Annotated in this window: 31 protein-coding genes, 1 tRNA gene and 1 pseudogene; 1 reads left to right on the forward strand and 32 read right to left on the reverse strand. The window is 58.2% G+C overall.

Annotated features, from left to right (window positions below):
- Nucleotides 1-219 precede the first annotated feature (219 nt).
- The 20 genes and pseudogenes from AB4Y71_RS17545 to AB4Y71_RS17640 all read right to left on the reverse strand — a co-directional run bounded on the left by AB4Y71_RS17545 (nt 220) and on the right by AB4Y71_RS17640 (nt 14,232).
- Nucleotides 220-1,083: a glycosyltransferase gene (locus AB4Y71_RS17545; protein ID WP_441722582.1), complete on the reverse strand. Its 864-nt coding sequence runs from the start codon at nt 1,081-1,083 to the stop codon at nt 220-222.
- Between the two features lie 66 nt (nt 1,084-1,149).
- Nucleotides 1,150-1,284: pseudogene (locus AB4Y71_RS17550) on the reverse strand (IS110 family transposase); the annotation flags it as partial.
- Nucleotides 1,285-1,526: 242 nt separating this feature from the next.
- Nucleotides 1,527-3,266 (reverse strand): SGNH/GDSL hydrolase family protein, encoded by a 1,740-nt coding sequence (locus tag AB4Y71_RS17555; RefSeq protein ID WP_441722585.1) that lies wholly within the window; start codon nt 3,264-3,266, stop codon nt 1,527-1,529.
- Between the two features lie 3 nt (nt 3,267-3,269).
- On the reverse strand, nt 3,270-3,725 hold the full coding sequence (locus AB4Y71_RS17560) for a hypothetical protein (protein WP_441722588.1): 456 nt from the start codon (nt 3,723-3,725) through the stop codon (nt 3,270-3,272).
- A gap of 30 nt (nt 3,726-3,755) precedes the next feature.
- Nucleotides 3,756-3,968 carry a hypothetical protein gene (locus tag AB4Y71_RS17565; protein WP_441722591.1) on the reverse strand — a complete coding sequence of 71 codons (213 nt, stop codon included), beginning with the start codon at nt 3,966-3,968 and terminating at the stop codon, nt 3,756-3,758.
- Between the two features lie 11 nt (nt 3,969-3,979).
- Nucleotides 3,980-4,867: a hypothetical protein gene (locus AB4Y71_RS17570; protein ID WP_441722594.1), complete on the reverse strand. Its 888-nt coding sequence runs from the start codon at nt 4,865-4,867 to the stop codon at nt 3,980-3,982.
- Nucleotides 4,868-4,875: 8 nt separating this feature from the next.
- A complete protein-coding gene (locus AB4Y71_RS17575) occupies nt 4,876-5,946 on the reverse strand; it encodes a hypothetical protein (RefSeq protein ID WP_441722597.1) in 1,071 nt (356 codons plus the stop codon).
- Between the two features lie 9 nt (nt 5,947-5,955).
- On the reverse strand, nt 5,956-6,705 hold the full coding sequence (locus AB4Y71_RS17580; protein ID WP_441722600.1) for a hypothetical protein: 750 nt from the start codon (nt 6,703-6,705) through the stop codon (nt 5,956-5,958).
- Nucleotides 6,706-6,714: 9 nt separating this feature from the next.
- Nucleotides 6,715-8,667 carry a phage tail tape measure protein gene (locus tag AB4Y71_RS17585; RefSeq protein ID WP_441722603.1) on the reverse strand — a complete coding sequence of 651 codons (1,953 nt, stop codon included), beginning with the start codon at nt 8,665-8,667 and terminating at the stop codon, nt 6,715-6,717.
- A gap of 14 nt (nt 8,668-8,681) precedes the next feature.
- On the reverse strand, nt 8,682-8,903 hold the full coding sequence (locus tag AB4Y71_RS17590) for a hypothetical protein (protein WP_441722606.1): 222 nt from the start codon (nt 8,901-8,903) through the stop codon (nt 8,682-8,684).
- 44 nt (nt 8,904-8,947) lie between these two features.
- Complete coding sequence (locus AB4Y71_RS17595; protein ID WP_441722609.1) at nt 8,948-9,406, reverse strand: DUF7426 family protein; 459 nt, start codon at nt 9,404-9,406, stop codon at nt 8,948-8,950.
- 75 nt (nt 9,407-9,481) lie between these two features.
- Complete coding sequence (locus AB4Y71_RS17600) at nt 9,482-9,946, reverse strand: phage tail tube protein (protein WP_441722611.1); 465 nt, start codon at nt 9,944-9,946, stop codon at nt 9,482-9,484.
- Between the two features lie 3 nt (nt 9,947-9,949).
- Nucleotides 9,950-10,381 carry a minor capsid protein gene (locus AB4Y71_RS17605; RefSeq protein ID WP_441722613.1) on the reverse strand — a complete coding sequence of 144 codons (432 nt, stop codon included), beginning with the start codon at nt 10,379-10,381 and terminating at the stop codon, nt 9,950-9,952.
- Nucleotides 10,381-10,746: a hypothetical protein gene (locus AB4Y71_RS17610; protein ID WP_441722615.1), complete on the reverse strand. Its 366-nt coding sequence runs from the start codon at nt 10,744-10,746 to the stop codon at nt 10,381-10,383. Before AB4Y71_RS17610 ends, AB4Y71_RS17605 begins: the two co-directional genes overlap by 1 nt.
- Complete coding sequence (locus tag AB4Y71_RS17615) at nt 10,746-11,072, reverse strand: hypothetical protein (protein WP_441722617.1); 327 nt, start codon at nt 11,070-11,072, stop codon at nt 10,746-10,748. Before AB4Y71_RS17615 ends, AB4Y71_RS17610 begins: the two co-directional genes overlap by 1 nt.
- Nucleotides 11,073-11,181: 109 nt before the next feature.
- Nucleotides 11,182-11,607: a hypothetical protein gene (locus AB4Y71_RS17620; protein ID WP_441722620.1), complete on the reverse strand. Its 426-nt coding sequence runs from the start codon at nt 11,605-11,607 to the stop codon at nt 11,182-11,184.
- Nucleotides 11,608-11,622: 15 nt separating this feature from the next.
- On the reverse strand, nt 11,623-12,048 hold the full coding sequence (locus tag AB4Y71_RS17625; RefSeq protein ID WP_441722623.1) for a hypothetical protein: 426 nt from the start codon (nt 12,046-12,048) through the stop codon (nt 11,623-11,625).
- Nucleotides 12,048-12,464, reverse strand: coding sequence for a hypothetical protein (locus AB4Y71_RS17630; RefSeq protein ID WP_441722625.1), 417 nt, complete (start codon nt 12,462-12,464; stop codon nt 12,048-12,050). Before AB4Y71_RS17630 ends, AB4Y71_RS17625 begins: the two co-directional genes overlap by 1 nt.
- Nucleotides 12,465-12,532: 68 nt before the next feature.
- On the reverse strand, nt 12,533-13,492 hold the full coding sequence (locus AB4Y71_RS17635) for a major capsid protein (protein ID WP_441722627.1): 960 nt from the start codon (nt 13,490-13,492) through the stop codon (nt 12,533-12,535).
- 14 nt (nt 13,493-13,506) lie between these two features.
- Entirely contained in the window at nt 13,507-14,232 is a 726-nt protein-coding gene (locus tag AB4Y71_RS17640) for a hypothetical protein (protein ID WP_441722629.1), read from the reverse strand.
- A gap of 85 nt (nt 14,233-14,317) precedes the next feature.
- Here AB4Y71_RS17640 and AB4Y71_RS17645 point away from each other — a divergent pair, with 85 nt between their 5' ends.
- Nucleotides 14,318-14,569, forward strand: a complete 252-nt coding sequence (locus AB4Y71_RS17645; RefSeq protein ID WP_441722630.1) for a hypothetical protein — start codon at nt 14,318-14,320, stop codon at nt 14,567-14,569.
- Here AB4Y71_RS17645 and AB4Y71_RS17650 read toward each other — a convergent pair.
- From AB4Y71_RS17650 to AB4Y71_RS17705, 12 genes are all read right to left on the reverse strand, one after another.
- Nucleotides 14,556-15,632, reverse strand: coding sequence for a phage minor capsid protein (locus AB4Y71_RS17650; protein WP_441722633.1), 1,077 nt, complete (start codon nt 15,630-15,632; stop codon nt 14,556-14,558). The two genes, AB4Y71_RS17645 and AB4Y71_RS17650, sit on opposite strands and share 14 nt — an antisense overlap.
- Nucleotides 15,619-17,181: a hypothetical protein gene (locus tag AB4Y71_RS17655; protein ID WP_441722635.1), complete on the reverse strand. Its 1,563-nt coding sequence runs from the start codon at nt 17,179-17,181 to the stop codon at nt 15,619-15,621. Before AB4Y71_RS17655 ends, AB4Y71_RS17650 begins: the two co-directional genes overlap by 14 nt.
- A 14-nt stretch (nt 17,182-17,195) precedes the next feature.
- Nucleotides 17,196-17,411, reverse strand: coding sequence for a hypothetical protein (locus AB4Y71_RS17660; protein WP_441722638.1), 216 nt, complete (start codon nt 17,409-17,411; stop codon nt 17,196-17,198).
- Nucleotides 17,408-17,716: a hypothetical protein gene (locus AB4Y71_RS17665; protein ID WP_441722641.1), complete on the reverse strand. Its 309-nt coding sequence runs from the start codon at nt 17,714-17,716 to the stop codon at nt 17,408-17,410. Before AB4Y71_RS17665 ends, AB4Y71_RS17660 begins: the two co-directional genes overlap by 4 nt.
- Before the next feature lie 9 nt (nt 17,717-17,725).
- Nucleotides 17,726-19,006 (reverse strand): PBSX family phage terminase large subunit, encoded by a 1,281-nt coding sequence (locus AB4Y71_RS17670; protein WP_441722644.1) that lies wholly within the window; start codon nt 19,004-19,006, stop codon nt 17,726-17,728.
- On the reverse strand, nt 18,918-19,685 hold the full coding sequence (locus AB4Y71_RS17675) for an HNH endonuclease (protein WP_441722647.1): 768 nt from the start codon (nt 19,683-19,685) through the stop codon (nt 18,918-18,920). Before AB4Y71_RS17675 ends, AB4Y71_RS17670 begins: the two co-directional genes overlap by 89 nt.
- 60 nt (nt 19,686-19,745) lie before the next feature.
- Nucleotides 19,746-20,186, reverse strand: a complete 441-nt coding sequence (locus AB4Y71_RS17680; RefSeq protein WP_441722650.1) for a hypothetical protein — start codon at nt 20,184-20,186, stop codon at nt 19,746-19,748.
- Between the two features lie 194 nt (nt 20,187-20,380).
- A tRNA-Thr gene (locus AB4Y71_RS17685) sits at nt 20,381-20,453 on the reverse strand.
- Nucleotides 20,454-21,004: 551 nt separating this feature from the next.
- Complete coding sequence (locus AB4Y71_RS17690) at nt 21,005-21,622, reverse strand: hypothetical protein (protein ID WP_441722653.1); 618 nt, start codon at nt 21,620-21,622, stop codon at nt 21,005-21,007.
- Complete coding sequence (locus tag AB4Y71_RS17695) at nt 21,619-21,825, reverse strand: hypothetical protein (protein ID WP_441722656.1); 207 nt, start codon at nt 21,823-21,825, stop codon at nt 21,619-21,621. The genes AB4Y71_RS17690 and AB4Y71_RS17695 overlap by 4 nt, the downstream gene beginning before the upstream one ends.
- On the reverse strand, nt 21,822-22,097 hold the full coding sequence (locus tag AB4Y71_RS17700; RefSeq protein WP_441722659.1) for a hypothetical protein: 276 nt from the start codon (nt 22,095-22,097) through the stop codon (nt 21,822-21,824). Before AB4Y71_RS17700 ends, AB4Y71_RS17695 begins: the two co-directional genes overlap by 4 nt.
- A 176-nt stretch (nt 22,098-22,273) precedes the next feature.
- Nucleotides 22,274-22,489, reverse strand: a complete 216-nt coding sequence (locus tag AB4Y71_RS17705; RefSeq protein ID WP_441722662.1) for a hypothetical protein — start codon at nt 22,487-22,489, stop codon at nt 22,274-22,276.
- Between the last annotated feature and the right edge of the window lie 158 nt (nt 22,490-22,647).

The raw sequence follows: 22,647 nt of genomic DNA on the forward strand, positions 1-22,647 counted from the left end.
TCCGCGCATTCACGTGTTGGTGCCACCGGCTTATCCGAACCCAGGGCGAATACGGAGGACGCCCCATCAAGGAACATCGAAGCCTTCTCTCGAAAAGATATTTCACCCTTCGGCGGGTTACGGGACGGCTGAAAAACATGAGTAGGCATGAAGCCTCCTAAAAGTTTCGGGAATGCAAAAGGCCCACACCGTCCGGTGAGGGCCTTGCGCGTGTTTCGGTTATTCAAAAATGTTGGCGGTGTTTCTTCGAGCTGCCCGGTTCAGCTCGTCCAGCTGCTTCAGTAGTTGTGCGGCTTGGTTGGTGATTTCCGTGTTCCGGTCCCAAGTTTTCGTGTTGCCGGTCGAAGGCGCAGTGCGAGCGTGTTCCCGCCATTCTTCGAACCGGGCATCGTTGATGCCGAAGTCTGCCCGGGCGGCCGCGGTGAACACCCTTGTTGTGGGGTCATCGTGGATTGCCCGGCGCACGGCCCCGAAGGTGGAGTCAGATTGTTTGTGCCGGGAGTAGATGTACACCTTTTCTGGGGTGGATATTTGGGCGGTTGGTAGCTTGTGTTTGTCGGCCCATTCTTGGATGCGGTGGTGTCCCATCCTCACGTATTCTTCTACCAGTTGCCCGGGCCCTTGGTAGATGGTGTTGAGGGATAGGAAGGGGCGGCGGGTGAGCCTCATTTGTCGTCCTGCGAGGTCTACTTCGTAGCCGAGCGGGAAGGTGTGTATTCCGTCGGTTTCGGGTGCGAGGTCGAGGAAGTTGTGGCTGATCGCGTCGTCATCGTCTACCCGGATGACTCGCACCGTGTGGTAGTGGGCGAGCATAGCCCCGAGCATTCGTGGGGCGTGCGCGTAGGCGAGGACTGGTGTGATGTTGATGTGCCCAGCTTTCCCGGTTTCCTGCACTATGCGGTGTAGTTCTCGGGAGAGTTTGGGGTTCATCATCCCGTCTACCATGATCACCCACCGGGTTTCGTGGTTGAGGTGGGTGGTGATGGATGGGAGTGTGACGGATTGGAATAGGCGCATCCGGTATTCCCACCATTGTGGGTCGGATACGCCAATTCCGAACCGAGTGTAGAAGTAGGTGATCATAGACGAATCTTACCGCCTACTTTCTACCACGAGAACTTTTCCTGGGGTGCCCCCCTGTAAAAAAAGTCAAGCAACTTTCAGCTCAGGAACGTCATAAGGCGAGCCGTCTCGGATCATGGCGTACAGGACGATGAGACGCCGATGAGCCAGCGCGATGAGCGCTTAGCTGTGGCGTTTGCCTTGCTCCCGTTTCCGGGTGTAGGCCGACAATTCAGATCGGCGTGGATGTTTTCCTGGCACCGATTGAGGATGTCGTCGGTGAACTCAGCGACGGCCATTGGGTCGCTCAATTCTGCCGGAGCCCGGACTGGCATTTCGACGATGCTCAGAGTCTCATTGAGGAGACTGTATAGATCTTCGCACATGGTCTCAGTTAGTCCACATCTTAGGGATACGCTCACAGGAGGGCATAAAAAATGCGCCCCCTGTGAGCGCTTGGCTTTTTATACGAGCGCCTTCAATGCAGCCACTTCGACCTGCGTCAGCACCTGCGGATTCACGGGGCGCTCACTCAACTTCGCCGCCATTTTCGTGTGCCCGCTGGTCAACATGTGCACCCCGTCGAAGTTATCTGCTGTTCGGATCGTCACATCGTCATCTGACACCGCGCCCGAGAAATCAAAGGTGTCCTTGATCCCCAGAGGCTTGGTGCCAAGCCACGCGTTGTAGGCCTTGCGGACATCGTTCACCGCTGCTGCCTTAGCGTTGGCCGGGGTGACTGTCGCCGCATACACATCGCCAGACAGCTTTTCCCTGACAATCGGCAGCACCGTTTCCAGATTCGTTTGCATCGTCGCCAGAGTGACGCCGTCCTGAAGGTCGTTCTGCCCCAGGAAATACACCACGGAATCCGGTTTTGCTGTGTCCCCGTAATGCGTCCAGGCTGGTATTTCCGGATCGTCCCACAAGCCGCTGTTGCTGCCGTGAATCGCCATGAAGTGCGGCAGGGCACGCGTGGACCGGCAATACTGGGACAACCATGAATCGTAGACCGGGAACGTGGTACCTGTTCCGACAGTGTTTGAATCACCGAACCCACCAACAATGGGGGTTTCTGCGGGCACTTCAACTTCGAGCCACACATCGAATGGTGACATCGTGTTCACAGTACCGGCGAAGCCAGACGCTAGCCCTGCATCAGCAGAGTTCGCCGACCGGTAGCACCCGGAACGCGACTGAGCGTTGCTTTGCCCCGCAGCAGTGGTGAACCCTACGCTGAGCAGCTGTTCACGGTCTTCCTCGATGTTGATGCTGAACCACGACGAAACGTACTCTGAACCATCTGCCGGTGTGGTGAACCCGGCCAGGAGTCGGTTGGGTGTTCCGGTGAAGTTCGCGCCCGAGGATGGCCCGAACCATGCCCCAGTGAACGACACGGCGCCGCTAAAGTTCATCCCCAACGCGTAGTTCCAGTTGCGCACGTGCAACCGGGCCCGCTTCGCCCCCACACTGTAGCGGACAGGCCAGCGTACCGTGGCGTTCTCTGCTACTTCGGTTCCGCCAGACGACTGTTGAGTGAGCGGCAAGGCAACGTTCTTGAACCCTGACTTCGTCCCGGAATCGACGGCAGTTGGAGTAGGAGCGCTCGATGGGTGACGCTTGATGAAAGGTCCCCAGGCGGTCGAACCCTTTGCCCGCACGTATTCGCTCGGGCCTGCACCCGTTGGAGTGATGGAACGCCAGGTCTGCAAGGTCAAGTTGCCGACAACTTCAGTGCGGATCTTGCCCACGGCACCTTCTGGTGCGCCCATGTCCGTCGCCACGGTGCCGCTCCACACCGAGAAGTCGGAGTCGAAGTCGATCTGATCGAAGTGGGTCAGCAGCGTCAAGGCGATGTTTCCGTAATGCGCTGCGGAAGATAGTTCTTTCCACGGCGACAGACGCTGGCCATTGCTCACCGAGCCGGTCCAGACACGTCCAGTCTGCCCGTATTCCTCCCAACGCTGGATCGAAGCGGTCGAACCGACAGGCATGATCGACACCACGCCTGGCTTAGCACCTGGTGGACGACCCGCAGTGGAATCGACAATAGCTTGCGTGGGCACACCCCATGAACCAACCTTGGACAGCCCGTACCAAGTCAGGAGATTCGTTGCGGATGGCAGGTCACCCATGTAGGTGTTGCCGGTGTCGCCCTTGTCGCCCTTACCGCCCTTGAGGTTGGCGATTAGAATCCATGCCACTGTTTACTCCCATCGGGAAAGATTGTTGGTTGATGGCTGGAACCACCATTGGCCTCGTTGCGGATTGGTAGGTGGCGCCTCGTCCACCCAGACAAGAAGCTGATTCCCGCCACCACCGCCACCACCTCCGCCGTGATAGAGCAATTCGCCGAACGTCCCGCCAGCGTTAGGAACTTGGATTTTTAGACCGAAGTCCCAAAAAGTCCCTTCTGATTCATTCCAGACAATGCCGACGTCATACCAGCCTTCGTAGGCGAGCTGATCCGTGGCATTCAGGTTGACGCTGAACGAACCATCCGAGCTTGGCGCTACTGGATGCTCTTTCGTGGGGAGTACAAAGTCTTTGGAAAACCCCGACACTCCGACATTGGGGCGGTTGAGCCGGAAAACCAGTTGTCCGATCTCGTCGGAAAGTGTTCCGCCAGCTATTTCCCGCAGGTGACCGGTAACCGTGGGCATGTCGCCTCCTTAAGTAGAAAACCCACCGTGCTAAGCGGTGGGTTGAGCGAGTTGTGCTTGAAGTTTGAGTTCGGCCCTGAGCTTCTTCAAATCGAAGCCCTGATCGTTTTGCTCTTGCCGGTACTCTTCAATAATGGATTCAGCTCTGAATACTTGGCGGCGCAAGTTCTCATTCTCGGCTTGGAGTTCTTCGACCCATGCGAGCGCTTCAGTCAAAGCTTCATCATCGGCTGGTTGTGCCATTTTCAGTCCTTCTAAGAAATAATTCGGTAGAAGTATCCGTTGGAGTCGCAATGTACGTTCGCTGTTGCCGACGTTTTTGTTGGCAAGGTGCCAATTTTCAATCGTGTCGGGGAAATTTCAGTGTCAAAGCCACTCCCAATAAAAATCCTTGGGAAACGGGAAATTCCTGTGGCTTCCAACTCGCCATTTACCCACACCTTTGGAGCGTTCAAATCGATTGCGTTAGCCCGTGCCGTCACGGTAGACCCGCCAGCAGTGAGTTGAGCTTTCCCGGACGCGCTGGTGCTTTCCACTACGGCATCCTTCGTAGTTGCCGTAAACCGGAATCCTAATAGCCCCGAGGTGATGCCGGCACCGTCAAAACCGATGTTCCCGCCTGGGCTGGACTGATCAATGACCAGATCACCAACGGTGATGCGCCCCTCGGCGGTGACGTTCAGATCGTTCTTGATCGTGGTCACGCCCTCAACCGACAGGGTGCCCTTGGTGGCCATAGGTCCGGTCACATCGAGCTTGCCCGAAACCGTGGTGTCTCCCTCGACTTTCAAGAGACCGGTGATCGTCGTGTCCCCACCAATCGTGGTCACGCCGTCCAATGCTGTAGGCCCGGTGACGTTCAGCTGCCCGGTAATGTCCGTGACACCCTGGATCGTCAGATTGCCGGTGATCCCGGTCGGGCCGGCAATCGTAAGAACCCCCGAAATCGTGGTTACACCAGAAACGTTAAACGTTCCGGCCACTGCCAGGATGCCGTCGATCTGCACGTTCGATCCAGCTAGCCACCTGGTAGATCCACGCTCCACTGCTGTACTGGACAGCGGCGTTTGTGTGCCGTAAGTACTGACCTGCTGTTTGCGTTCCTGAACCTTGTTCTTTCGGAGATTGATTTCCTTAGGCATCAGACCTCCTACTGAACTTCAAGATGCACCCAGTTGGACGCGATATCGCCGGAATACTCCATGATTTTCTGGGTGCGCCACCCAGCGGGGACCATCGGATCGCCGTTCAGAACCCAGCGCAGGAATGCGCCAGGCTTCAACGCCCACAAGTTCCGGATATTAGGCTTCGTGATGTTCAGATCCATCGAGTACTGGGTAATCAAGGAATTACGCGGAGCAAGCTCCCCATCTGCGAATTCCTGAAGATCGCTTAGTGTCTTGATGTTCTTGGCTTGCTCCACACGCTCCAAAGCAAGGGGCCCGGAGCCGGCGGCAGCACGAACCTTTATGTCCTTGCCGGATCCCTCCCCAACGCCCATCACACGCGTTGCCCGTTCACGGCCTGATCGCTTCTGCTTCAATCCCCTCACCGCGGAGTCATCAGCGGACAGGTTTGCCTCTATCATTTGTCCGTCCGGGTTCAAATCGCCGGTGCGTAGAGTCCATCGCACTCCGTCGCGTTCGTCGTTCCACTCGGGCCTGAAGTCAATGTATGGCCCGTTGGGCAAGTTCATGATTTCAGTGATTGCTTGATCCACTGTTTCGAGGTTGTACCCGTTGTAGGTTCGCGCCCTGCCGCCGGTGTAGTCATCCTCATAGTTGATGGGGATGGTTCTGCCCGCTCCAGTAGTCCCAAGCTGGACGAGCCGTTTCACAATAGTGTCGTACTCCATCCCAGTGAAGGTTGTCACCCATGCCGGAATGTTGCCTGTCCGATCTTCAGCAATAAGCCGTAGCGCCCACAGGGACCAGATGTCCTCGTGGCTGACGGTCAAAGTTTGGGAGTCTCGGTCGTAGTCGTCTTCCCAAATAATTCCGCCATACATCAGTACCCCGTCGTGCTCCACGAGGAGGCACCGTGAGACTGGGGTCAATGCACCTGCTGTTGATGTTGCACGAACAGCGGAGTCGGAGAGCTTGAACGTGGATTGCAGGCCCCCGGCGGAACCGTTATAGGTTCGCTTCCATGCACATGCTGCAGGGTCCACTAACGCCAGATCACGCCAAGTGGAAGTTGAAACGGTGTAGACCTTGTACACGCCGCCTCCTTACATGTAGGTGTCGTAGTAATCCAGCCGGACGGTCCCCGCCCCAGAAGCTGCCACAGCGTAGAAGCTTTGCGCCGTGCCGGGCTTGACCTTGAGCAGTTCGGAATAACTGAACCCACCGGCGATGACTGCACCGTTCTGCCGAAGAATGCCTGTACGCATGTCGATTGTGTGGGTTGATCCGGAGGCGAGGCTCTTGGTGATTGACACCAGCCGTCCATTCAGCTGCAGGTCATACCCTGAGGCGAACGACCCCGTTACGGTCACTACAGGGGTGGCCTCGAATGTTCCACGCTGGTACACGTCGAATGCTGAGCCCACCGGCCCGGAGAATGATTGGGCACCCCCGAACTTCCGAGGATCGATGAACCGCAATTCCATTTGGAACGGCAAGTACCGGCCTTTGATCTGTCCGGGCTTGATGCGTCCGCGACGTGCGGTGGCCCAGCGCGGCAAGCCCATCTGATCCACCTGGAACTTTCCGGGTGCGTGCAGGAGGGCCGTCAGTCGTTCGCGAGCATCGAAAGCGAGGTTTGGGTTACGGGCAAACAAACGACCATTTAGCGTGACCATGCGGGGACCATAAAACACTTCAGCTTCATAGTCCCCGTCATCGAGAGGTCGCGCTTCCGAGTTCGTTTTCTCTGCTGGGGTCTCGTTCCATCCCTCCACGCCGCTCAGCACACGCCATGAACCGAAGCGGTCTATCCCGTGGATGACCTGACCATCAAGGGTTACTGATTTACTCATGCGCCCTCCTTAGAGCAGAACATCGGCGCCTTGGGCGCGTAAGGATTCGTTGGCGCGGGATTTGAAGATCTGCCATGTAGCTTCTGGATCTTCTTGCCCCTCGATGGTCACGTTGAAAGTATTGCCACCGGCCTCGACTGGTGCGGTGACACCGTTCGAGGTCGGTACGCCGACTTCAGGATCGATACCGTTGGCGACCATCCACGACACGTCGCCCAGCGTTGCGCCGAGCGAAGGCATGGACGCTTCGATACCATCTTCAAGGCCGTCCATGATCCAGCCGCCGGCGGGAACCAGAAGGTTCAAGTCGTACTGCTTCGGGCCTTTATGATCAGCTATCCAAGTACCAATACCGCCTACGAAATCCTTGACAGCGTTGAATCCGTTGGTCAGGCCTTCAAGGAACCCATCGAGGATGTTCTTTCCTGCGTCAACGAGCAGGTTTCCAAGGTCGCCGAGTGCTGCCAGGATGTTGCCTGGCAGGTCAGTGAACCACTGAATCGCACCGTCGATGAATCCTTGGATGCCGGCGCTTGCGGTTTCCCAGACTCCGGTGAAGAAGTCGAGGATGCCCTGCCAGACACCGTTCCACCACGCGGCGAAGGTTTCAATGACACCGGTAATCCAGGTGATGAACCCGCCCCACACTTCGGTGATCCATGCCGTGACGGTTTCCCAGTTGGCGACGAGCAGCAGAATCACGCCGATTAGGAGCATGATGCCCAGCACGATCCATGTGACCGGGTTCGCGAGCATTGCCGCGTTCAACAGCCACTGCACGCCAGTCCAGACCATGATCGCCGCTGACACGAGCGCGATGATTGCAACCAGTGGGCCAAGGATAGGGGCGAACTGGTTCAGCAAGTCCAAGAGAGGTTGCAGGACTGGCAATGCTGATTCCATCATGTCGCCGAACGTGGACTGCAGCTGGTTCTTGAACGTTTGCAGGCTTGCCCCGGGGCCGGACTGCAGTTCGTCGGTGACTCGTTGGGATGCGCCAGCGAAGTCGCCCAGCCCGCCCTCGGCATTCTTCAGGGAGGTAATGAATTCAGGAATCTCAGACGTGTTCAAGTCCTCCAACGGAGTGCCGAACAACGCCATGGCCGCCTGGGACTGTTCGACAGGATCCTTGATGGAGTCCAAGCCGGTAACAATCTTCTGGAACGCCTCCGCGCCCTCGTCGCCACCCTTCAGCAGGGCCGCGGTCATCTTCTCCTGATCCATGCCCAGAATGGCGTACGCTTCACCGGTCGCCTTGGACATGTCCGTAGCCAGAATGCCGAATTCCTTGACCGCGTCACCGGTCTTGTCGATGCCGTACATGCCCTTTTCAGAGCCCTTGACCAGCAACGCCATGGCTTCTTCACCGCTGATGCCGAGCTGTTGGAAGCTTGGCCCGTACTCGTCTACCGCATCCAGCAGGTCCCCGCGGAGTTCCTTGGGGACTTTCTGCAGGGATGCGGTGAGCAGGTCAGCTGCTTCGGTACCGTCCTTGGCCAGACCGGTGTTGATCATCTGGCCGACTACCTGGGCGGCACGTCCTGCGTCCTGTTCGAACGCTGCCGCGAGGTCGGACACCTTCGCAGTCATGGCAACAATCTCGCCCTCGGACGCGTCACGCATGCCCTTGATGGACGTTACGACCGCGCCGGTAGCAGCAGTAACTTCATCGATGGACTGGCCGTAGCCTCGGGAGAACAATTCACCTGCAGCGTTGCCAGCACGTTCAGCTTCCGCCGATGCTGGATCCAACGACGCTTTCAACGCACGAACAGCTGTGTCTTCCTGAATGGCCGAAGCCAACCCGGCAGCCATAGCAGCACCAGCGAGGGCACCGCCAGCCATTGCAGCCTTCTGCAACTTCGGTGACTTCAAGCTTTTCTGGAACCCGTCCAAGTTCTTCTCAGCCTTGGAAGTGTCCAAGCCTACGTAGCCGACCAGTTCGCCAATGCTCAAAGCCATGTGCCCTCCTAGGGTTATCGTCGCCGGCGGGGCCTGCCAGGTTGCTTGTTCTTCTCCGGCGGGTAGATCTTCAACCGAAGCCGTGAATGCTCGACCGCGAACAGGCCAGCGACACGGGCGATCAGCCACCGATACGAACGTGTTCTGAGGACACCGGACTCAATGTCGATTCCGTAGAACTGGTGCAAGTCCACTTCGATCAGGTTCCAGTGGGTGAACAGGTCAACCCACTGCAAACCCGAATTGGGGGCTTTACCGTCCGGGTACTCGTACCGTTCGCTTAGGCCCGTTTCCGGGTTGTACTTGCCGCGGCCGTACGGGTCCGGGTCGCCGTTCGGCGCGCCGACCTGTTCGGCGCTTGTGCTTTTCCCCCCGAAGTCCAGAACCGGTCTGCGACTTCTTCGCCCTGGGTGGCGTGAATGAGTGCGTACATGGACGCGATGCGCATGTGCTCGAATGTGAGCCCGTCCTCAACCATTTCTTCCCACAGGCCGCCTGTGAGAACGTCACGGACCATGTCGTGTTCCTGCTGGTCGTTGAGGATCTGCATGTCATCTTCGTCGGGAACGAATTCTTGTTCCTTCTGCTTCGCTTGCTGTGCACGGAATGCGACCGAGACGAAACTGTTGAACGCCAAACCTACTTCGGCGGTCACTGCCGGCACATGGTACGTCTTGCCGTTGATCGGCAGGTCATGGCCGGGCTTGATGATTTGGGAGAGGTCTTTGAGCTTACCCATGGTGTGCTCCTTGTCGAGGTTTAACCGGTAGGCGTGCACCTCGACGCGACACGCCTACCGGAGATCAGGGGAAGGTTACGGGGTGACTGGGACGGTGAACTCGGTGAGAGCTCCACGGCCGGTCAGGGTGAGAGTTGCCGTGGTGAGGTCGGTCTTAGGACCGCCGTTGGCATTCCACTGAATATCGGCAATGCCCTGGTCGCCGGTAGTGGCGCCGTCCTGCCAGAAGCGGACATGCGCCATGCCTTCTTCAAGGACTCCGCGGGAAGCAGCCTTAAGGATTTCCTGACCCGGGTCGGCAGCCATGCCAGCCCGCGGGGTTTTCAAGGTGCCCTCACCAGTCCAGCCGATTGCAGTAGCAATCTGCGAAGTCCAGTGAGTACCGTCGAACTCGGAATCATCTTCCAAGTTCTTCTCGGTCTGCGGTGGGGTGAACTCGGTAATGCCGAATACACGGGTCCAGGTGGTTGGTTCGGTGCCGTCTGTGTACGGGGCAGCTTCCATTGCCCAGTCTCCGAGCACGCCGGGGGTGATCGTCATGATCTAGTCCTTTCGATGTGTGCCAGACCGGGTGATCTGGGCGTAATAGTTTTGGGTGGCTTCTTGCCGGTTGTTGGCATCAGCGGGGAGGTTCGCTCCGCTGTTCCTGTACACGCGTACGACCGGGGTTGTCCCCCATGTGGTGTGTTTCAGGTCGTGGAATGCATCGAAGATCCGGTCCGTGGTGTCTTTGACGAACCGTCGATCGTTGCGGGGACCGCGAATCCGGAACTGGATGCCTTGAATGCTGTCCGTGGTTCCTTCATCAGCTACCGGGTAGAGCGCGATGGCGATTGCCCGGTCAGGGTCAGGTGGCAGCTGGTCGAAGCTGATCGCTGTTTCGGTACTGGTATAGGTTCCGCTGGTGCGGAACGTGCCGATACCCAAATCATGGAGAAGTGTCGCGATGGCGGTCATGAAGTCGGTTTGGAACATCACAACTCCCCTCGTGTCGCCTTGGCGATAATCTCGCCTACGGTGTCTTTCTCCGCGTTGAGGGCGTTCTCCAAGTACTTCGCTTCGCGCCCGTTGTCGTGGCGCAGGCTCATGTCCTCGTGCTGGACCGCTGCATAAGGTGTGTTGTAGCTGATTGCCGCACGGAGCTTGCCACTCTCATAGGAGACACTGCCCGTGTCTTCCAGAATTCCTTCTTCGTGAGGAACACGCTTGTTGGACTCCCCCAGGACGTGCTCAGCGCCAAGGACAAGCCCCTTCTCCAACGCACCGTTGAGGGTCTGCATCAAGTTGCGGTTCGGGTTATAAGACCACGAGCCAACACTCTTGCCTTTTGGCCTAGCCATTACGTCAACGCCACTTCAACGTGCGCGGGAAGATCCAGCAAGCCCGGATCCGCGACACCGGCTTTGATGACGTTCGCGGTCCGGTTTGGCAGGATGACTTCCGAACCGGGCGTGTACAGGCCGGCGGTGTCTGGTGGGCCGGTAAGCGTTGTTTCTGAAATGACTTCGGCGCCGGCCCCGTCACGCACGAGTGTGCGTGTTTCATCGAGGAAGCACCGCACGTTCGAAGTTTCTTCCCATTGGTCGCCCCACGCGTCGGAGCCGAGTAGGGTTCGGACGGTTACGGTCTTGTCGTAGAAGTCTTCCAGCTCGTCTGCAGAGCTCATTTGCTTGGCCCCACTAACGCATAGTCTGACTTCTTGCCGAGTGGTTCACCTGGGGCTGGGGCAATACCGAGTAGCGCCTTGACCAGCTTCTCTAAATCGATCTGCACGGTCATCGGTTCACCACCGTGCTGATCAGACCAGCATTGCGGAGGATCGAGAATGCCGAAGTGCAGAGAGCCCGTAAGGCGTCCACCCTGGCTTGCTTGGCACGGGCCGCGTCCGCCGTATCGTAGGACACCGAAGCGCCCTTGATGCTCTTGGACGATGCCACACGCTTGCCAGTCTCTACGAGCTCACCCGTTGCGGGGTCCAGATCGTTGGCGGCCCAGAACGCTACCTGCGCGCATGTCGCGTCGCGGAAGGCAGCGGCAGTCTTGGTGTGCCGTGGCATCCCGTCGGAATCGACCGAATAAACGGCCAACATCGTCGCTTCCTCCACCAGAGCGGAGGCAAAGCGGAGAAGGGGCACCACGTTATCCGGCGGCGCCTGGCCAGTCCATTCCTGAACGTCAGCAGCTGTTGCATAGATTCGCATGATGCCCCTCCTTCGTTATGCCCAGGTCACGGTTCCATCGACACCAGAGCCGGTCGGCTCCGCGGTGCCCGAGGTTCCTGCTACGGATGCGGTGAGGATCGCACCGCTGGCGATCGTTACACGGTCTCCCACCACGTAGGCCGTCGATGCAGCCCACGCGGTGATAGCGCCGGCGGTCTGATGCCACTCGGCCAGATGCGCGGTCTCGGCCGCTTCCTGAACTGCTGGGTCACTGGATACGAGACCCGCAAGCACAGGGCGGTTGCCCTCCACAGCGTGAATCTCCGGAGATACGACGTTAGGGCCGTGCGGGTTGCCGGCTTCGCCTTCCAGACCAGCGTTGGTCGGCGGTAGGAAGTCGGTTGGCCGTGGATCTACGGCAGCATCGCGGAGGGTGGTGCCGTCGAAAACTTCGCCTACTACTCGTGGATCAGCTCCCATTACTTGTCACCACCCTCGGTGTTCTCATTGGTTCCGGTGTTCACGGCATCCCACTCGGCCTTCTTGTCCGCTGCAGCGGTGAGCAGGGTCGAACGGTTCTTGCCAGCTTCTTCCGCCTGGATGACGCGCTCGTACTCACCCGCGGTCACGGGGTCATTGCCTTCAGTTACGCCAAGGTAGGCCAGAACGTCGTCAACCGAATGCTTCGACGGGTCGAACGGACCGTCATCGTTGGAGTCGTTGGCCTGTGCACGCGAACCAGACACTTTGAAGCCGAGCTTCTTGAAGTACGCCTTATGACCAGCCGACAGAGTCTCGTCAGTGGTCGCCACACCGTCCTCGAAATCCAAGGTCAGCGGACCGTACGTGTCAGTACCGTTGTATCCCTCTTGTGGGGACTTGATGGTTGTTGCCATGGTCGTTCCTTTCCGAAATGGGAAAGGCGGGACACCCGTAAGCGTCCCGCCTTTCACAAGGGGGTTGGTTAGGCTGCTGCGACCTTGACGCCGCGAGCAACCGCGGCAGCCTTGGTAGCCTTCAGCGCGACACCGACCGGGCCCATCTCCACTTCGCCGGTCTTCACAGCGCCGGCCTTGGTGAAGTCAGGCAACCAGGTCTCGACCAGCTGGCCACCCGCGGTGGACACGCCGTGGAATCCGTCCAGGCCGATACGCACCGCGTACAGGTCAGTAGCGCCAGCGGTCACGGGGATAATGTCCTGGTTGGTGCCGGCCTTCTTGCCAGCGTCGAACAGGAGCACGTTGCCGTAACGCTCCAAGCTGGACTTGCCCGGGCCCGGCTCCTTGACGTACATCGAGGAGCGACGAGCTGCTGCACGGATCTTCGCCAGCGCCTTAGCGTTGGAGATCAGCAGGGTTGGGTCGCCGTCCAGCAGGGCCAACAGTTCGTCCAGTGCGTCAAGCACCTTGAAGCTGTTGTCCTCGTTCATGACTGCTGACCAGTCGAACGCGGTGTTTCCGGCGGCCACCTCAGTGGTGGAGCCGGTCAGCGCCTTGGACAGGCCATCGAAGCTGTCTTCGTTCACGGCGGAGTCGCCGTTGATCGCAGCATCCGAGAAGGTAGCCTTCGCAGCACGGATCTTCTGATCCATCTGCAACTGCACCTCACCGGTAGCAGCTGGACCGACCTTCGCCAGGACACGGTCGATCTGGAACGAACCGCCCAAGATCTTCAGGTCCGAGCTGTGGCGAGTGGTGGTCGCCTCGGTCGGGGTGTACTCGCTGTTCACCGCACGGAACTGAGCGTCACCCATGGTGGCCAGTCGGCGGTACGAGTAGGTCAGGGTAGCTCCGCCACCAGCTGGGTTCACAACATCATCGAAAATGAGCTGGTCCAGCAGTGCGGAGGTACGGAATTCGTCGATTACCGCAGTATCGACGGCGGTCGCGGCGTTCTGAGACGCCTGCGCAAGAGTTACGGGCATGGTGCCGTCCCTTTCTAGTTAGTGGCGTAGTGACCGGCTAGGGCGTCGCCCAGACCGGCATTCTTCTTGGCCTTTTCGCCGGACCCGCCAGCGCCGTCGGCCGTGCTCGATCCCGCCACCCGGACGGACTTGAGCTTGGGATTGCTTTCGACTGCTTCCTTGATCGCCTTCTCAACGTCGGCGGTCTTGGTGTGGTCGAGTTCCGCGATCTTCGCCAGGAAGGCGCGGGAGTCTAGGAGCGCGTCAGCGTCGGCACCATGCTTGCCAGCGAGCTTATAGACCGCGAGTTCGGTCTGTGCTTGCTTGGTAGCGGTGTCGCGTTCTGCGAGCTGTTTGGTGAGTTGTTCTGCGGTGGGCTTTTCGTCGCCCTTCGCGTCAGGGTTGAGGGCTTTGGCGATGGCTTCGAGTTGCTTTTTCGCTACTCGTTCGTCACCGTCAGCCTTGCGCAGGTCTGCGATCATCTTCTGCGCTGCAGCTGGCAGGGATTCAACCTTGCCGTCCCAGTCATCACCCTTCGGAGCTTCGCTGCCCTTTGGTGCCGGTGGCGTGACCGGCGGAGTGCTGCCAGCTGGTGGCTCGTTGCCTGCAGGGGTGCCGGCAGGTTCGCCCGCTGGTTCTCCCGCGGGCGCGCCGTCGGCGTTCATCTGCATGTTGCCCCATAGTCCGCGGTTGAACTCGATTAGAGCTTCAACACCACCTGGTGCGTATGGGTCGATCCCGTGGATAGTGCGTCGAGGCATGACAAATAACCCCTTTCAAGGGCTTGGAATTCTTCCGATATGATTTGCGTTACTGGCAAAATGCCAGCAATTACGAAGGGGAAAAATGAGCTACGAAGTAACTCTTGTTGAAAACGAATCGCATGTATCCGAGAACCTTGGCGACGCTTACCACATCACAGATGCTGGTGTGTTGCAGTTGATCACCGAGGCTGACACGAAAGACCGATTCATTAGCATCGAGTTCTCGCCGGCAGCGTGGATTTCAGTGATCGGCACTCGCTACATCGGTGATACTGAGGTACTGGCATCTGTAGATAGCAAGATCGTCAACGGAACTCGATTCACCGCGTCCTAGGGTTCGTCCGGTAGGACAGGTTCTTCCGGTCGTTTGCTTCGCGCCAGGCTTCGAATTCGTCCTGCTTGGCGCGGAGCTTCACCCCAGCCTGTTTCGCGGCTGCCGGGTCAACTTCCTGCATGAGGATCTTCTCGCGCTTCAGCTCGCGCACACGTCGCTCGTATGCGCGCTGTTGTTGCCGGAGCCGGTCACCCTCAGGGTTCGCCGTCACACGGCCGGGCCCGCGGGTGATGCCTGGTAGGTACACCGAATAGGAGTGTGTGCAACCAGGATGGAACAAGCCCTTCCCAGTAGCTTCACGCAACGACGCAACAACGGTATTGCCGTCTTTGAGCCGCCCCGTGGTCTTGCCGGTCAGCGAGAGCACTTTCCCCTCGAATGGCCGGCAGAGCTTGCACTCCTCCGGGCTGTCAGACACGATGACCGTATCCACCCCGTAATGCAACAGCCGGTCGCCGTGGCCCTCACGCAACGCTTGGGAGGTTGCAGTGCGGGTCGCCATTTCAGCGTATGCACCCATCTCCCACTGACGGCCAGAACGATCGGTGAAACCCTTCACGCCCTGCCCTGCCAAGGTTCGCAGCAGTCGTGCTGATGCTTCACGCCGGGTAACGTTGCCCGTGATAACTTCGGACGCGGCCTGCAATGTCACTCGGTTGAAAACATCGGACACCCACCGGCGCACGTTCAACCGCATACCGCCAAGCGGTTCGATGGCCGCCCGGGCGATCACGGTTTCAGCGCCGGTGTTAGCTACACGCCCGAACAAGTCACCCTCAATACCGGCCCTCTCCGCGTCGTTGACCGCATAAGCGATCCCACGGTTATAAGCCAGCCCGACAACCTGCTCAACAGCGCCCGGAACTCTGCGGTCAAGATCAGCAAGGATCCTGTCCAACTGCCTCAACAAAGCACGCTGTTCCATTAGTCGAGTAGTCAACCAGTCCGGACTATCACCAGTATTGGCAACAGCCCGGGCCAGCTTCTCCAAGATCAGCGACTCAGCAGCAACATAAATGTCACGCACACGCTCAGCGAGGTCACGTGCTTCATTCGGTCGCATCGCCATTCTCTACCCCAAACTGTTCAGACAAGCCTTCACCGTCGATGCCTAGAGTATCGGGATCAGCTAATGAATCGAGCTGGTTTTCCGCTTTGATCTTTTCAACCTCAGCGTCAATCCATTTCTCGTCCTTGTTCGGGTTGACCATGCGAACACGGGTATCAATAGACGCGGCCAGCGCGGTGCCAAGGAGTTGTGCGGTGCGTGCCAACGCTTCAGGGTCATCCTTCACGCCGTCTGCAAGCTCAACCTCAACCGGTTTGGTGAGGTCGTTACCCGAGTTGAACACAAGGTTATCCACAGCCAACAGTTTCTTCACGATGGCTTCCAACACGGGGCGAACAGCACGACCCTTACGGCCCTGCGTCAGCCCGGAACGGCGTTCCTTCGCGAACACCTCCGTCGCGGTCACAGCAACGTCGCCACCATCACCGAACGTCTGTGCACTGTAGCCGGCGGACTTGATGATCTGATCCCACAGGATCTTGATCGTCTGCTCATGCTCCTGCACACGGATGTCGAACTGGATCTGCTCGATACTAAGTTTGGAGTCAGCTGCCGAACCAGGGGGCGCGTTCACGCCCGAGTAGATTTCATCTTGCCCGAAGCTTGCGCCGGCGCCGGGCCCGTTGTTGTTCAACAGCGAGTTGGGGACAACCAGCATGGCCTTGCCCAGGCGAACGTCACGCAACAATGATGTGTACGCTTCGTCCAGTGCGTCGAAGAGCGGTTCGAGGCCGTCCAAGTCCGAACGGCCAAGATACTGTCCTAGCGGGTCTTTGCGCCATGACCGGTTCGGTCCCATGTTCGGCCAGTGGAACACTGCGAGGCCTTCGGACTCGGTACTGATCTTGCCTTCGTCATCCACTTCAAGACCAGCAGTTGACGCATGGTCGGCTAGTGGGACGATCTGCCCTAGGTTCGTTGATGTGCCTTGGTACAGGCCGTGGAAGATCACACCGATACCGTCGATGGTTTCGTGCCGTTCCAAATGCCGGTAGACGATCTGACCGTCAGTTTGCACTACCCGCCAGAACGTCACCGCAACGAGTCGTCCGAACCGGAATTCAGGCAGAGCCGCGTCGTAGTCCACGTGAGTGAGGAACGGGTGATCTTCAAGATCCACGTCCCACGTGATGCGGAGGAACGAACCGCCGAGCGCTGCAGTGGTTTCGGCAGCGTTCGCGAGGGCATCGTGGAAGTCCGGACCGGTAAGGTCTTCAATCCGGCCCTGAGTTTTCTCGTGGTCAACGGTCACAGTTGGTGGCTCGTTGAACAGAAGATCGCTCGATGCTTTGCACAAGTCTGCTGCAGCAGGCACGTGAAGCTTACGCTCAGCAGGCTTCGTCAGATCAGTGCGAGTATCACCCCAGAAGAACCGCTTCACCGCACCAATAACACCACGGCGTACGTTTGCAGGTTGCTTCGTGTACACAGTGGTGAGACTGTCGGTGTTGGATTCGTACCAGGCGGCCCATTCGTTGAGCTTTGGTGTGATCGCTTCGAGTTGTTTGGGTGGCCACACGGTGTTGTTGGCTGGCAACGGCAAGGCGGCCTCCTAGGTTATCGAGCTGGCCAAGACCAGTAGTACTCGGTGAGTTGTTCGGCTTGCCTAACGTTTCGGCGGGGAATCGTTGATCCGTCTGCTTCGAAAACTGTGAGGTTCACGTACTGTTCGTCATCTTCGATGAATACAGAGGTGATGATCGCGGCAAGTGGCTGTTCAGACCTGTAGTCCTTGTACTGGACGATGCGTCCTACTGTGGGTAGCTGGCTCATACTGCCTCATAGGTCTGCTCGAAAATGTCCGGCTTGCACGGGTAGAACTCACCCTGCACGCCACGAATGACCCAGTCGCCACCGGAATAGGTCTGCCCATTCCAAGTAGAAGCGTGGAAAGACTCAGCGCGCATAGTTCCCTCAAGCGTGGGAATATCCAAAGCCAGATATGCGTCCGTTGGATCGCTTGGCTTCACCAGCTCTACGACTTGCCCTCCGCACCAAAGGGCAACCTCATGAGCATTTTCACGAGTAAGCTGCATCGCTTCGATGGTTACGGGCTTCTTGCGGAACTGCTGGGCCATGATGCTCTCCTATGCTGCCAAGGCAACATATGGTCGCCAGTTAGTTTCAGTCGTGATCAGGCTGTACCGCAACGCGTCCAACGTGTGATCAGCAACCTTGATCGGCTTATCATTGCCCTTCTCCGATTCCTTCGAATCCCACGCATACCCGGGGAACTCAACAATCAAAGACTTGCAACGATCGGAAACACGGATCTTGTCAGCCGCCAACAGCGAGGACACCGTACGAATCCCGTACAGCACATCATTGTTCGCTTCGATCACGTTCCGCACGCCGAGGTTCGCAGCGGCCACACGGAACGACAACGCTGCAGGGTCAATGCAAACCCATTCCGGGTGACGTCCAGCGTCAGTATGCGTTTGCAACCAGGCGTTGAATCGCTCAGCTACCTGCTGTTCGGATAGCACGACTTCCGCTTGCTTGGAGTCGTACCGGAACTCGTCCACCACATACAAACGATGGTCGATGCCGAGGCCTAGCAGGACAGCAGCCGAAGCGTTCCTGGTGCCGTAGTCAGCGCCCACAGAAAGATAGCGGACCATCTGTGGAAGATCCTCATACTTGACCACGTGCTTGTCCGGGTCCCATGCGTCATAGATCGCACCGTCAGCAGCAACCCATTCGGCGTAAACGTACCGGCGACGGAACAGGCCAGTGTACGAGCGCTTCGTGCGCTCAACGTACTCAGGTGAAAGCGAGTCGTTGTCATCGAGCAGGAACGTGTACCGGTGCAAGTCCAGAACGTCGTCACTCGTGTTGCGGTGGAAGTTCCCTTGCCCGTCGATCCATAACGATGCCCGGTCCAACCAGTTCACTTTCAACCAGTGCGCTGGCCCTTCTGGGTTGGCTGTCAGCCAGAGCTTAGCTCCAGGCACCGACAAGCGGGTGTAGAGCATGTTGAAGAAGCTCTCGGGCATGGTGGATGCTTCGTCCGCGTATGCGCCGGCTAGTGTTGCGCCCTGGATCTTGGTGCGGGATTGTTCGTTGTTCGCGCCGTAGATGTGTACGTCGCGGCCGCAGATGTTTACCACACCGGTTCCGTAGTTCACCTGTACTCGCTGCTTCCCGAGCATTTCCTGCAAGGGGAGTATCAGGTTATTGATGACGGTTCGTTCGGTGCGGCCGCACATTGCGAGTGCGCCAGCTGGGCCGGTGCGGATGTATCTGACCCAGTCGATCAGCGTGGTGATGGTTTTGCCGCTACGCACTGACCCTTCGTAGGCTTCGATCGACGTCGAGGGGTTGGACAGCGCGAGTTTCGCTTTCCCGTTGAGGGGTCGCACCTGCACTGCCGCTCACCTCCAAGGTGTAAGGCCATGTGTCACGCTTGCTGAGGTTGCAAGGTGCGCAGGCAGGGCGAAGATTTGCTGGCCAGTTCGAACCGCCCTTGGCGAGCGGCTTCACGTGGTCGATGTGCTCGGCTGGTGCGCCACAGATCCAGCACTTACCGCCGTAGTATTCCCAGCGGGCGAGGATCTGGGCTGTCGTTGCGCTGCCTGGCGCGTTCCGTTCGCGTGCGCGCCGGTTGTTCTCGCCTGTCTTGGCAATCGCGGCATACAGCTCAGGGTTATTGGCCCTGAGCCGTGCGCGCAACTCCTTGCGCTTCTTCGGGTTAGCTTGCGCGTACCGTCGCGAGTACTCTGTTCGCTTACCCGGGTTAGCATCCAACCATCTGCGCTGTTGAGTGTTGAGCGTGTCCCTATACCGGGTGCTGCGCAGTGATGATGTGCAAGAACGGCAATAGGATGCCACGCCCCTGTGCCGGTCGGATGCTTTGGGGAAGTCTTCGAGGGGCTTCACCGTCTGGCAAGCAGCGCACCATGAGTATCCGTCCTGGATCTTCGTGAGCACCGGCTTAGACACGTTCGCTGTGCCATGCTTACGCATCCTGCGGTAGTGCGCTTGGCACATGCCCTTCGCGTGAATCTTTGCACTGCATCTGTCTACTGAGCATGCAACAATAGTCATTGTCGGATACCGTCCTAATCGGTAGTCGATCAGCCCCAGAGAGTTGCACCTCTTTGGGGCTTATTCATTTGGCAGGCCCGTGATGTGTTCCAGCCACGAGTCAACAGCAGAGTGATTTTCGTTCGACTGGTCCATCTTCACCAGCGCGCCGTGCTTGTCTACGAGGATGCCAAGGACTGTCGCCAGGTCCTTCATGCCTTCGTCGGCGTCCATCCTTTCGATGCTTTCAAGCTTCTTCATGATCAGGTCTGAAGCTTTGTCTGCTGCTGAAAGCGTCTTCGATGCGATGGTGGCGCGTAGTGCTTTGTTGTCTGCTGAAATTGCTTCGGACGCCTCACGCGTTTTTTGTGTTCGGACCGTCCGAATGCCAGACTGTTTGGCCCAATGAGCTACGGTCTGCTTCGGGATGCCGAGCTGTTCAGTTACAGCGCTAGGACCGTCTGATTCGTAAAGCTTGAGGGCTGTTTGCCGTTCTTCTTCGGTGTAGCTGCGTTTTGCCACATTCTCAGCCCTCCTTCCATGAAGTGTGTGACGGCGGCTGGCCTACTCGCATCAAGTTTTGGTTAGGGGTCGCGCCGTCAAGTATGTGTGGGGCAGGTCTGGATCCCCGTTCGAACTCTGTGAGTTTCGGATCTTGTCCAGCCTTAGCGTCCGTCGCGACTATTGGAGTCGTGCGGGTTAGCAGGAACCCCTCGTGCCGATGCCGTGATTCGAACACGGAACCTACCGCTTACAAGGCGGTTGCTCTGCCAGTTGAGCTACAAAGGCGCAGTGTACCCGCGCTGTTGAGTCAGACTCTCAGGCGCGGGTGCACGCAATGCGGCTACCCTTTCGGATACCTGCTTGTCGAGTTAGCCAGCCATACGGTGACACCCTCAAACCAGTCCATGCGTTTCCGTTTAGGACTCGATAGTGTGCAGACGTTCCTTTGCTTTGCCCTTGCCCAATCGCTTACTGGGAAACACGCGCTCCGATGTTCGGCGGTCAGTCTGCCCCAGGTTTACGCTGCCCGGGTGGTGGTCCGCTTCAATTCGGCGGGGAACCATGCCGACCCGTCCATGGGGGTGACGGGTTTCTACTGGCCATGAGCAAACCAGCATCGTGCGCGTCTCGGTCGTGAACCGGCGGGGACATACCCGGACGCGCTCCCCACCTCGTGTGTGGGGCTATACAGTTATGCCCCGCGGAGTGACCTCAACGCGGGGCTTCCGGGTGGGGAGATGCGCTAACAAGACCCACCCAGACTGGGCATGGTTATCCGCAGTCAAGCCAATTTTAACAAACTTTCCCGCATATTCCAACACTAAACAGACGCAGAACTACGCAGAAGCCTTAGAGGTATGCAAAGCGGCAACATGGAAGTTCAACTGCTCACCCTTCCACTCAGCACCACACGCACCACACGCCACGTCCCACAGCCCAGGCGGCATGATCTTCTCGTGCTCGTCCCAGATGTTCGCCGTCAACGCGACAGTGCGTTCCTCACCGAAATACTTCTCATTGCACGCTGGGCACGGTGCATGGATTTTCCGGCGGGGCTTCGACGGTCGGAGGAGGTTCTCTATCGAGTCCACCCACCCTTGCAGGAGCTTGGTGAAGTATTCGATGTTCTCCCCCGGGTCGTCGCCTTCCCCTGCGTAAGCGAACGCTTGGATGACTTCTTCCAACGTCCCTGAGCAGAGTATGTGTTTCCACTTCCACAGGTTGTCGTACGCTTCTTTGCGGATCCGCTGGTACAGGTCGATGGTGCCGGCGGCTACGGGGAGTTTCAGTTCGTCTTTGGGGCTGTTGCCGCTGGTGTTCCTGCCGGGTGTGGTTTCGCCTTGGAGTTCTGCGAGGAGTGATACCCGGTAGTTGCCGTCTCGGACGTGCTCGCGGGTGAGCTGGTGGATCAAGTCACGCACTGACCCGTAGCCAGGTGTGGCGCAGGCGGTCATTTGGTTTCCTCCCAGTAGATGATGATGTTTTCGTCGTCGCTGGTGATGGATGCGGCATCGTCGTAACTGGGGTCTTTGCCAGCGTCTTCAATGTCGCGCTTCGCCATTGCATAGGCCTTGCCGATTTCCACCCACACAGATCCGTTGGGGATCAGGTATTCGTGGCGGATGGTTTCTTTGGTTCGGCGCTCTACTAAGCTCACGGCCCCTCCTGGATGGTGATTGATTTGTGTAGGTTCAGCCCGGACGGGGTTGGCAGCCCGGTAATGGTGACGTGGGTGATGGGCGGTACATGGTCCCATTCGATCCGACCATCAGCGCTTCGAATGACGATCGTTGTCCAGCCGTCTCCCAGGTGCTTCACCTGCAGTAGCGTCCCCTCATAGACCAGGTACCGTGGGCCGGCGCTGGTGAACTTCACATGCTTCCCTCGGTCAACACCCGACAGCCGTTGAGCTTCTATCATGGTCGGCATCAGCTTTTATCCTTGTTTCTCACAGGACAAGGTTTCTGAGTTGTCGCAACGGTGTGCCGCCTATTCTTCTCGCACGGGTGCTTTGAACGACCATTCGTTGCCCTTCCACCCACACGCACAGGATGCTTGGAAGATTGGTAACGGGTCGCGTTCGAAACTCCGAGACTTACCACTGCTCATTTCTTCTCCTTATAGGGGTTGTAGTCCTCGACAGTAGAATCGGTTCGACCATCACCCCAGCCGTTGTTGTAGCCTTCATCCCATGCTTCGGCCTTAGCTTTCTTCACCTCGGCGCGTAGCAGTTCCTCGGTTCCACGGTTGTTGCGGACGATGATGTTAGCGAGTCGCTGGCAACGCAGGACAAGCTCTTCATAGGTCGGCTGGTCACTCATTTTTGGTTCTCCTTGTACTGGTTAGCGCGGGCACGGAGCCAGACGGCGGTTCGATTTGCTGCGACGAGAGCAAGTTGGAGACTCATGGTGCTGTCACCGCCAGCGGGTCTAATCGGCTGGCTTAGTGCTTCCATTGCGTCGCGTCGGTAGTTGATCAG

Origin of the sequence: Glutamicibacter sp. MCAF14 (assembly GCF_052114325.1) — a bacterium.
In the GTDB taxonomy this organism is placed as follows: domain Bacteria; phylum Actinomycetota; class Actinomycetes; order Actinomycetales; family Micrococcaceae; genus Glutamicibacter; species Glutamicibacter arilaitensis.

Coding starts and splice junctions, on each gene's coding strand:
- AB4Y71_RS17545 (WP_441722582.1), bottom strand. CDS start 1,083: ATGATCACCTACTTCTACACTCGGTTCGGAATTGGCGTATCCGACCCA.
- AB4Y71_RS17560 (WP_441722588.1), bottom strand. CDS start 3,725: ATGCCCACGGTTACCGGTCACCTGCGGGAAATAGCTGGCGGAACACTT.
- AB4Y71_RS17565 (WP_441722591.1), bottom strand. CDS start 3,968: ATGGCACAACCAGCCGATGATGAAGCTTTGACTGAAGCGCTCGCATGG.
- AB4Y71_RS17570 (WP_441722594.1), bottom strand. CDS start 4,867: ATGCCTAAGGAAATCAATCTCCGAAAGAACAAGGTTCAGGAACGCAAA.
- AB4Y71_RS17580 (WP_441722600.1), bottom strand. CDS start 6,705: ATGAGTAAATCAGTAACCCTTGATGGTCAGGTCATCCACGGGATAGAC.
- AB4Y71_RS17585 (WP_441722603.1), bottom strand. CDS start 8,667: ATGGCTTTGAGCATTGGCGAACTGGTCGGCTACGTAGGCTTGGACACT.
- AB4Y71_RS17595 (WP_441722609.1), bottom strand. CDS start 9,406: ATGGGTAAGCTCAAAGACCTCTCCCAAATCATCAAGCCCGGCCATGAC.
- AB4Y71_RS17600 (WP_441722611.1), bottom strand. CDS start 9,946: ATGACGATCACCCCCGGCGTGCTCGGAGACTGGGCAATGGAAGCTGCC.
- AB4Y71_RS17605 (WP_441722613.1), bottom strand. CDS start 10,381: ATGTTCCAAACCGACTTCATGACCGCCATCGCGACACTTCTCCATGAT.
- AB4Y71_RS17610 (WP_441722615.1), bottom strand. CDS start 10,746: ATGGCTAGGCCAAAAGGCAAGAGTGTTGGCTCGTGGTCTTATAACCCG.
- AB4Y71_RS17615 (WP_441722617.1), bottom strand. CDS start 11,072: ATGAGCTCTGCAGACGAGCTGGAAGACTTCTACGACAAGACCGTAACC.
- AB4Y71_RS17620 (WP_441722620.1), bottom strand. CDS start 11,607: ATGCGAATCTATGCAACAGCTGCTGACGTTCAGGAATGGACTGGCCAG.
- AB4Y71_RS17625 (WP_441722623.1), bottom strand. CDS start 12,048: ATGGGAGCTGATCCACGAGTAGTAGGCGAAGTTTTCGACGGCACCACC.
- AB4Y71_RS17630 (WP_441722625.1), bottom strand. CDS start 12,464: ATGGCAACAACCATCAAGTCCCCACAAGAGGGATACAACGGTACTGAC.
- AB4Y71_RS17635 (WP_441722627.1), bottom strand. CDS start 13,492: ATGCCCGTAACTCTTGCGCAGGCGTCTCAGAACGCCGCGACCGCCGTC.
- AB4Y71_RS17640 (WP_441722629.1), bottom strand. CDS start 14,232: ATGCCTCGACGCACTATCCACGGGATCGACCCATACGCACCAGGTGGT.
- AB4Y71_RS17645 (WP_441722630.1), top strand. CDS start 14,318: ATGAGCTACGAAGTAACTCTTGTTGAAAACGAATCGCATGTATCCGAG.
- AB4Y71_RS17650 (WP_441722633.1), bottom strand. CDS start 15,632: ATGCGACCGAATGAAGCACGTGACCTCGCTGAGCGTGTGCGTGACATT.
- AB4Y71_RS17660 (WP_441722638.1), bottom strand. CDS start 17,411: ATGAGCCAGCTACCCACAGTAGGACGCATCGTCCAGTACAAGGACTAC.
- AB4Y71_RS17665 (WP_441722641.1), bottom strand. CDS start 17,716: ATGGCCCAGCAGTTCCGCAAGAAGCCCGTAACCATCGAAGCGATGCAG.
- AB4Y71_RS17675 (WP_441722647.1), bottom strand. CDS start 19,685: ATGACTATTGTTGCATGCTCAGTAGACAGATGCAGTGCAAAGATTCAC.
- AB4Y71_RS17690 (WP_441722653.1), bottom strand. CDS start 21,622: ATGACCGCCTGCGCCACACCTGGCTACGGGTCAGTGCGTGACTTGATC.
- AB4Y71_RS17700 (WP_441722659.1), bottom strand. CDS start 22,097: ATGCCGACCATGATAGAAGCTCAACGGCTGTCGGGTGTTGACCGAGGG.
- AB4Y71_RS17705 (WP_441722662.1), bottom strand. CDS start 22,489: ATGAGTGACCAGCCGACCTATGAAGAGCTTGTCCTGCGTTGCCAGCGA.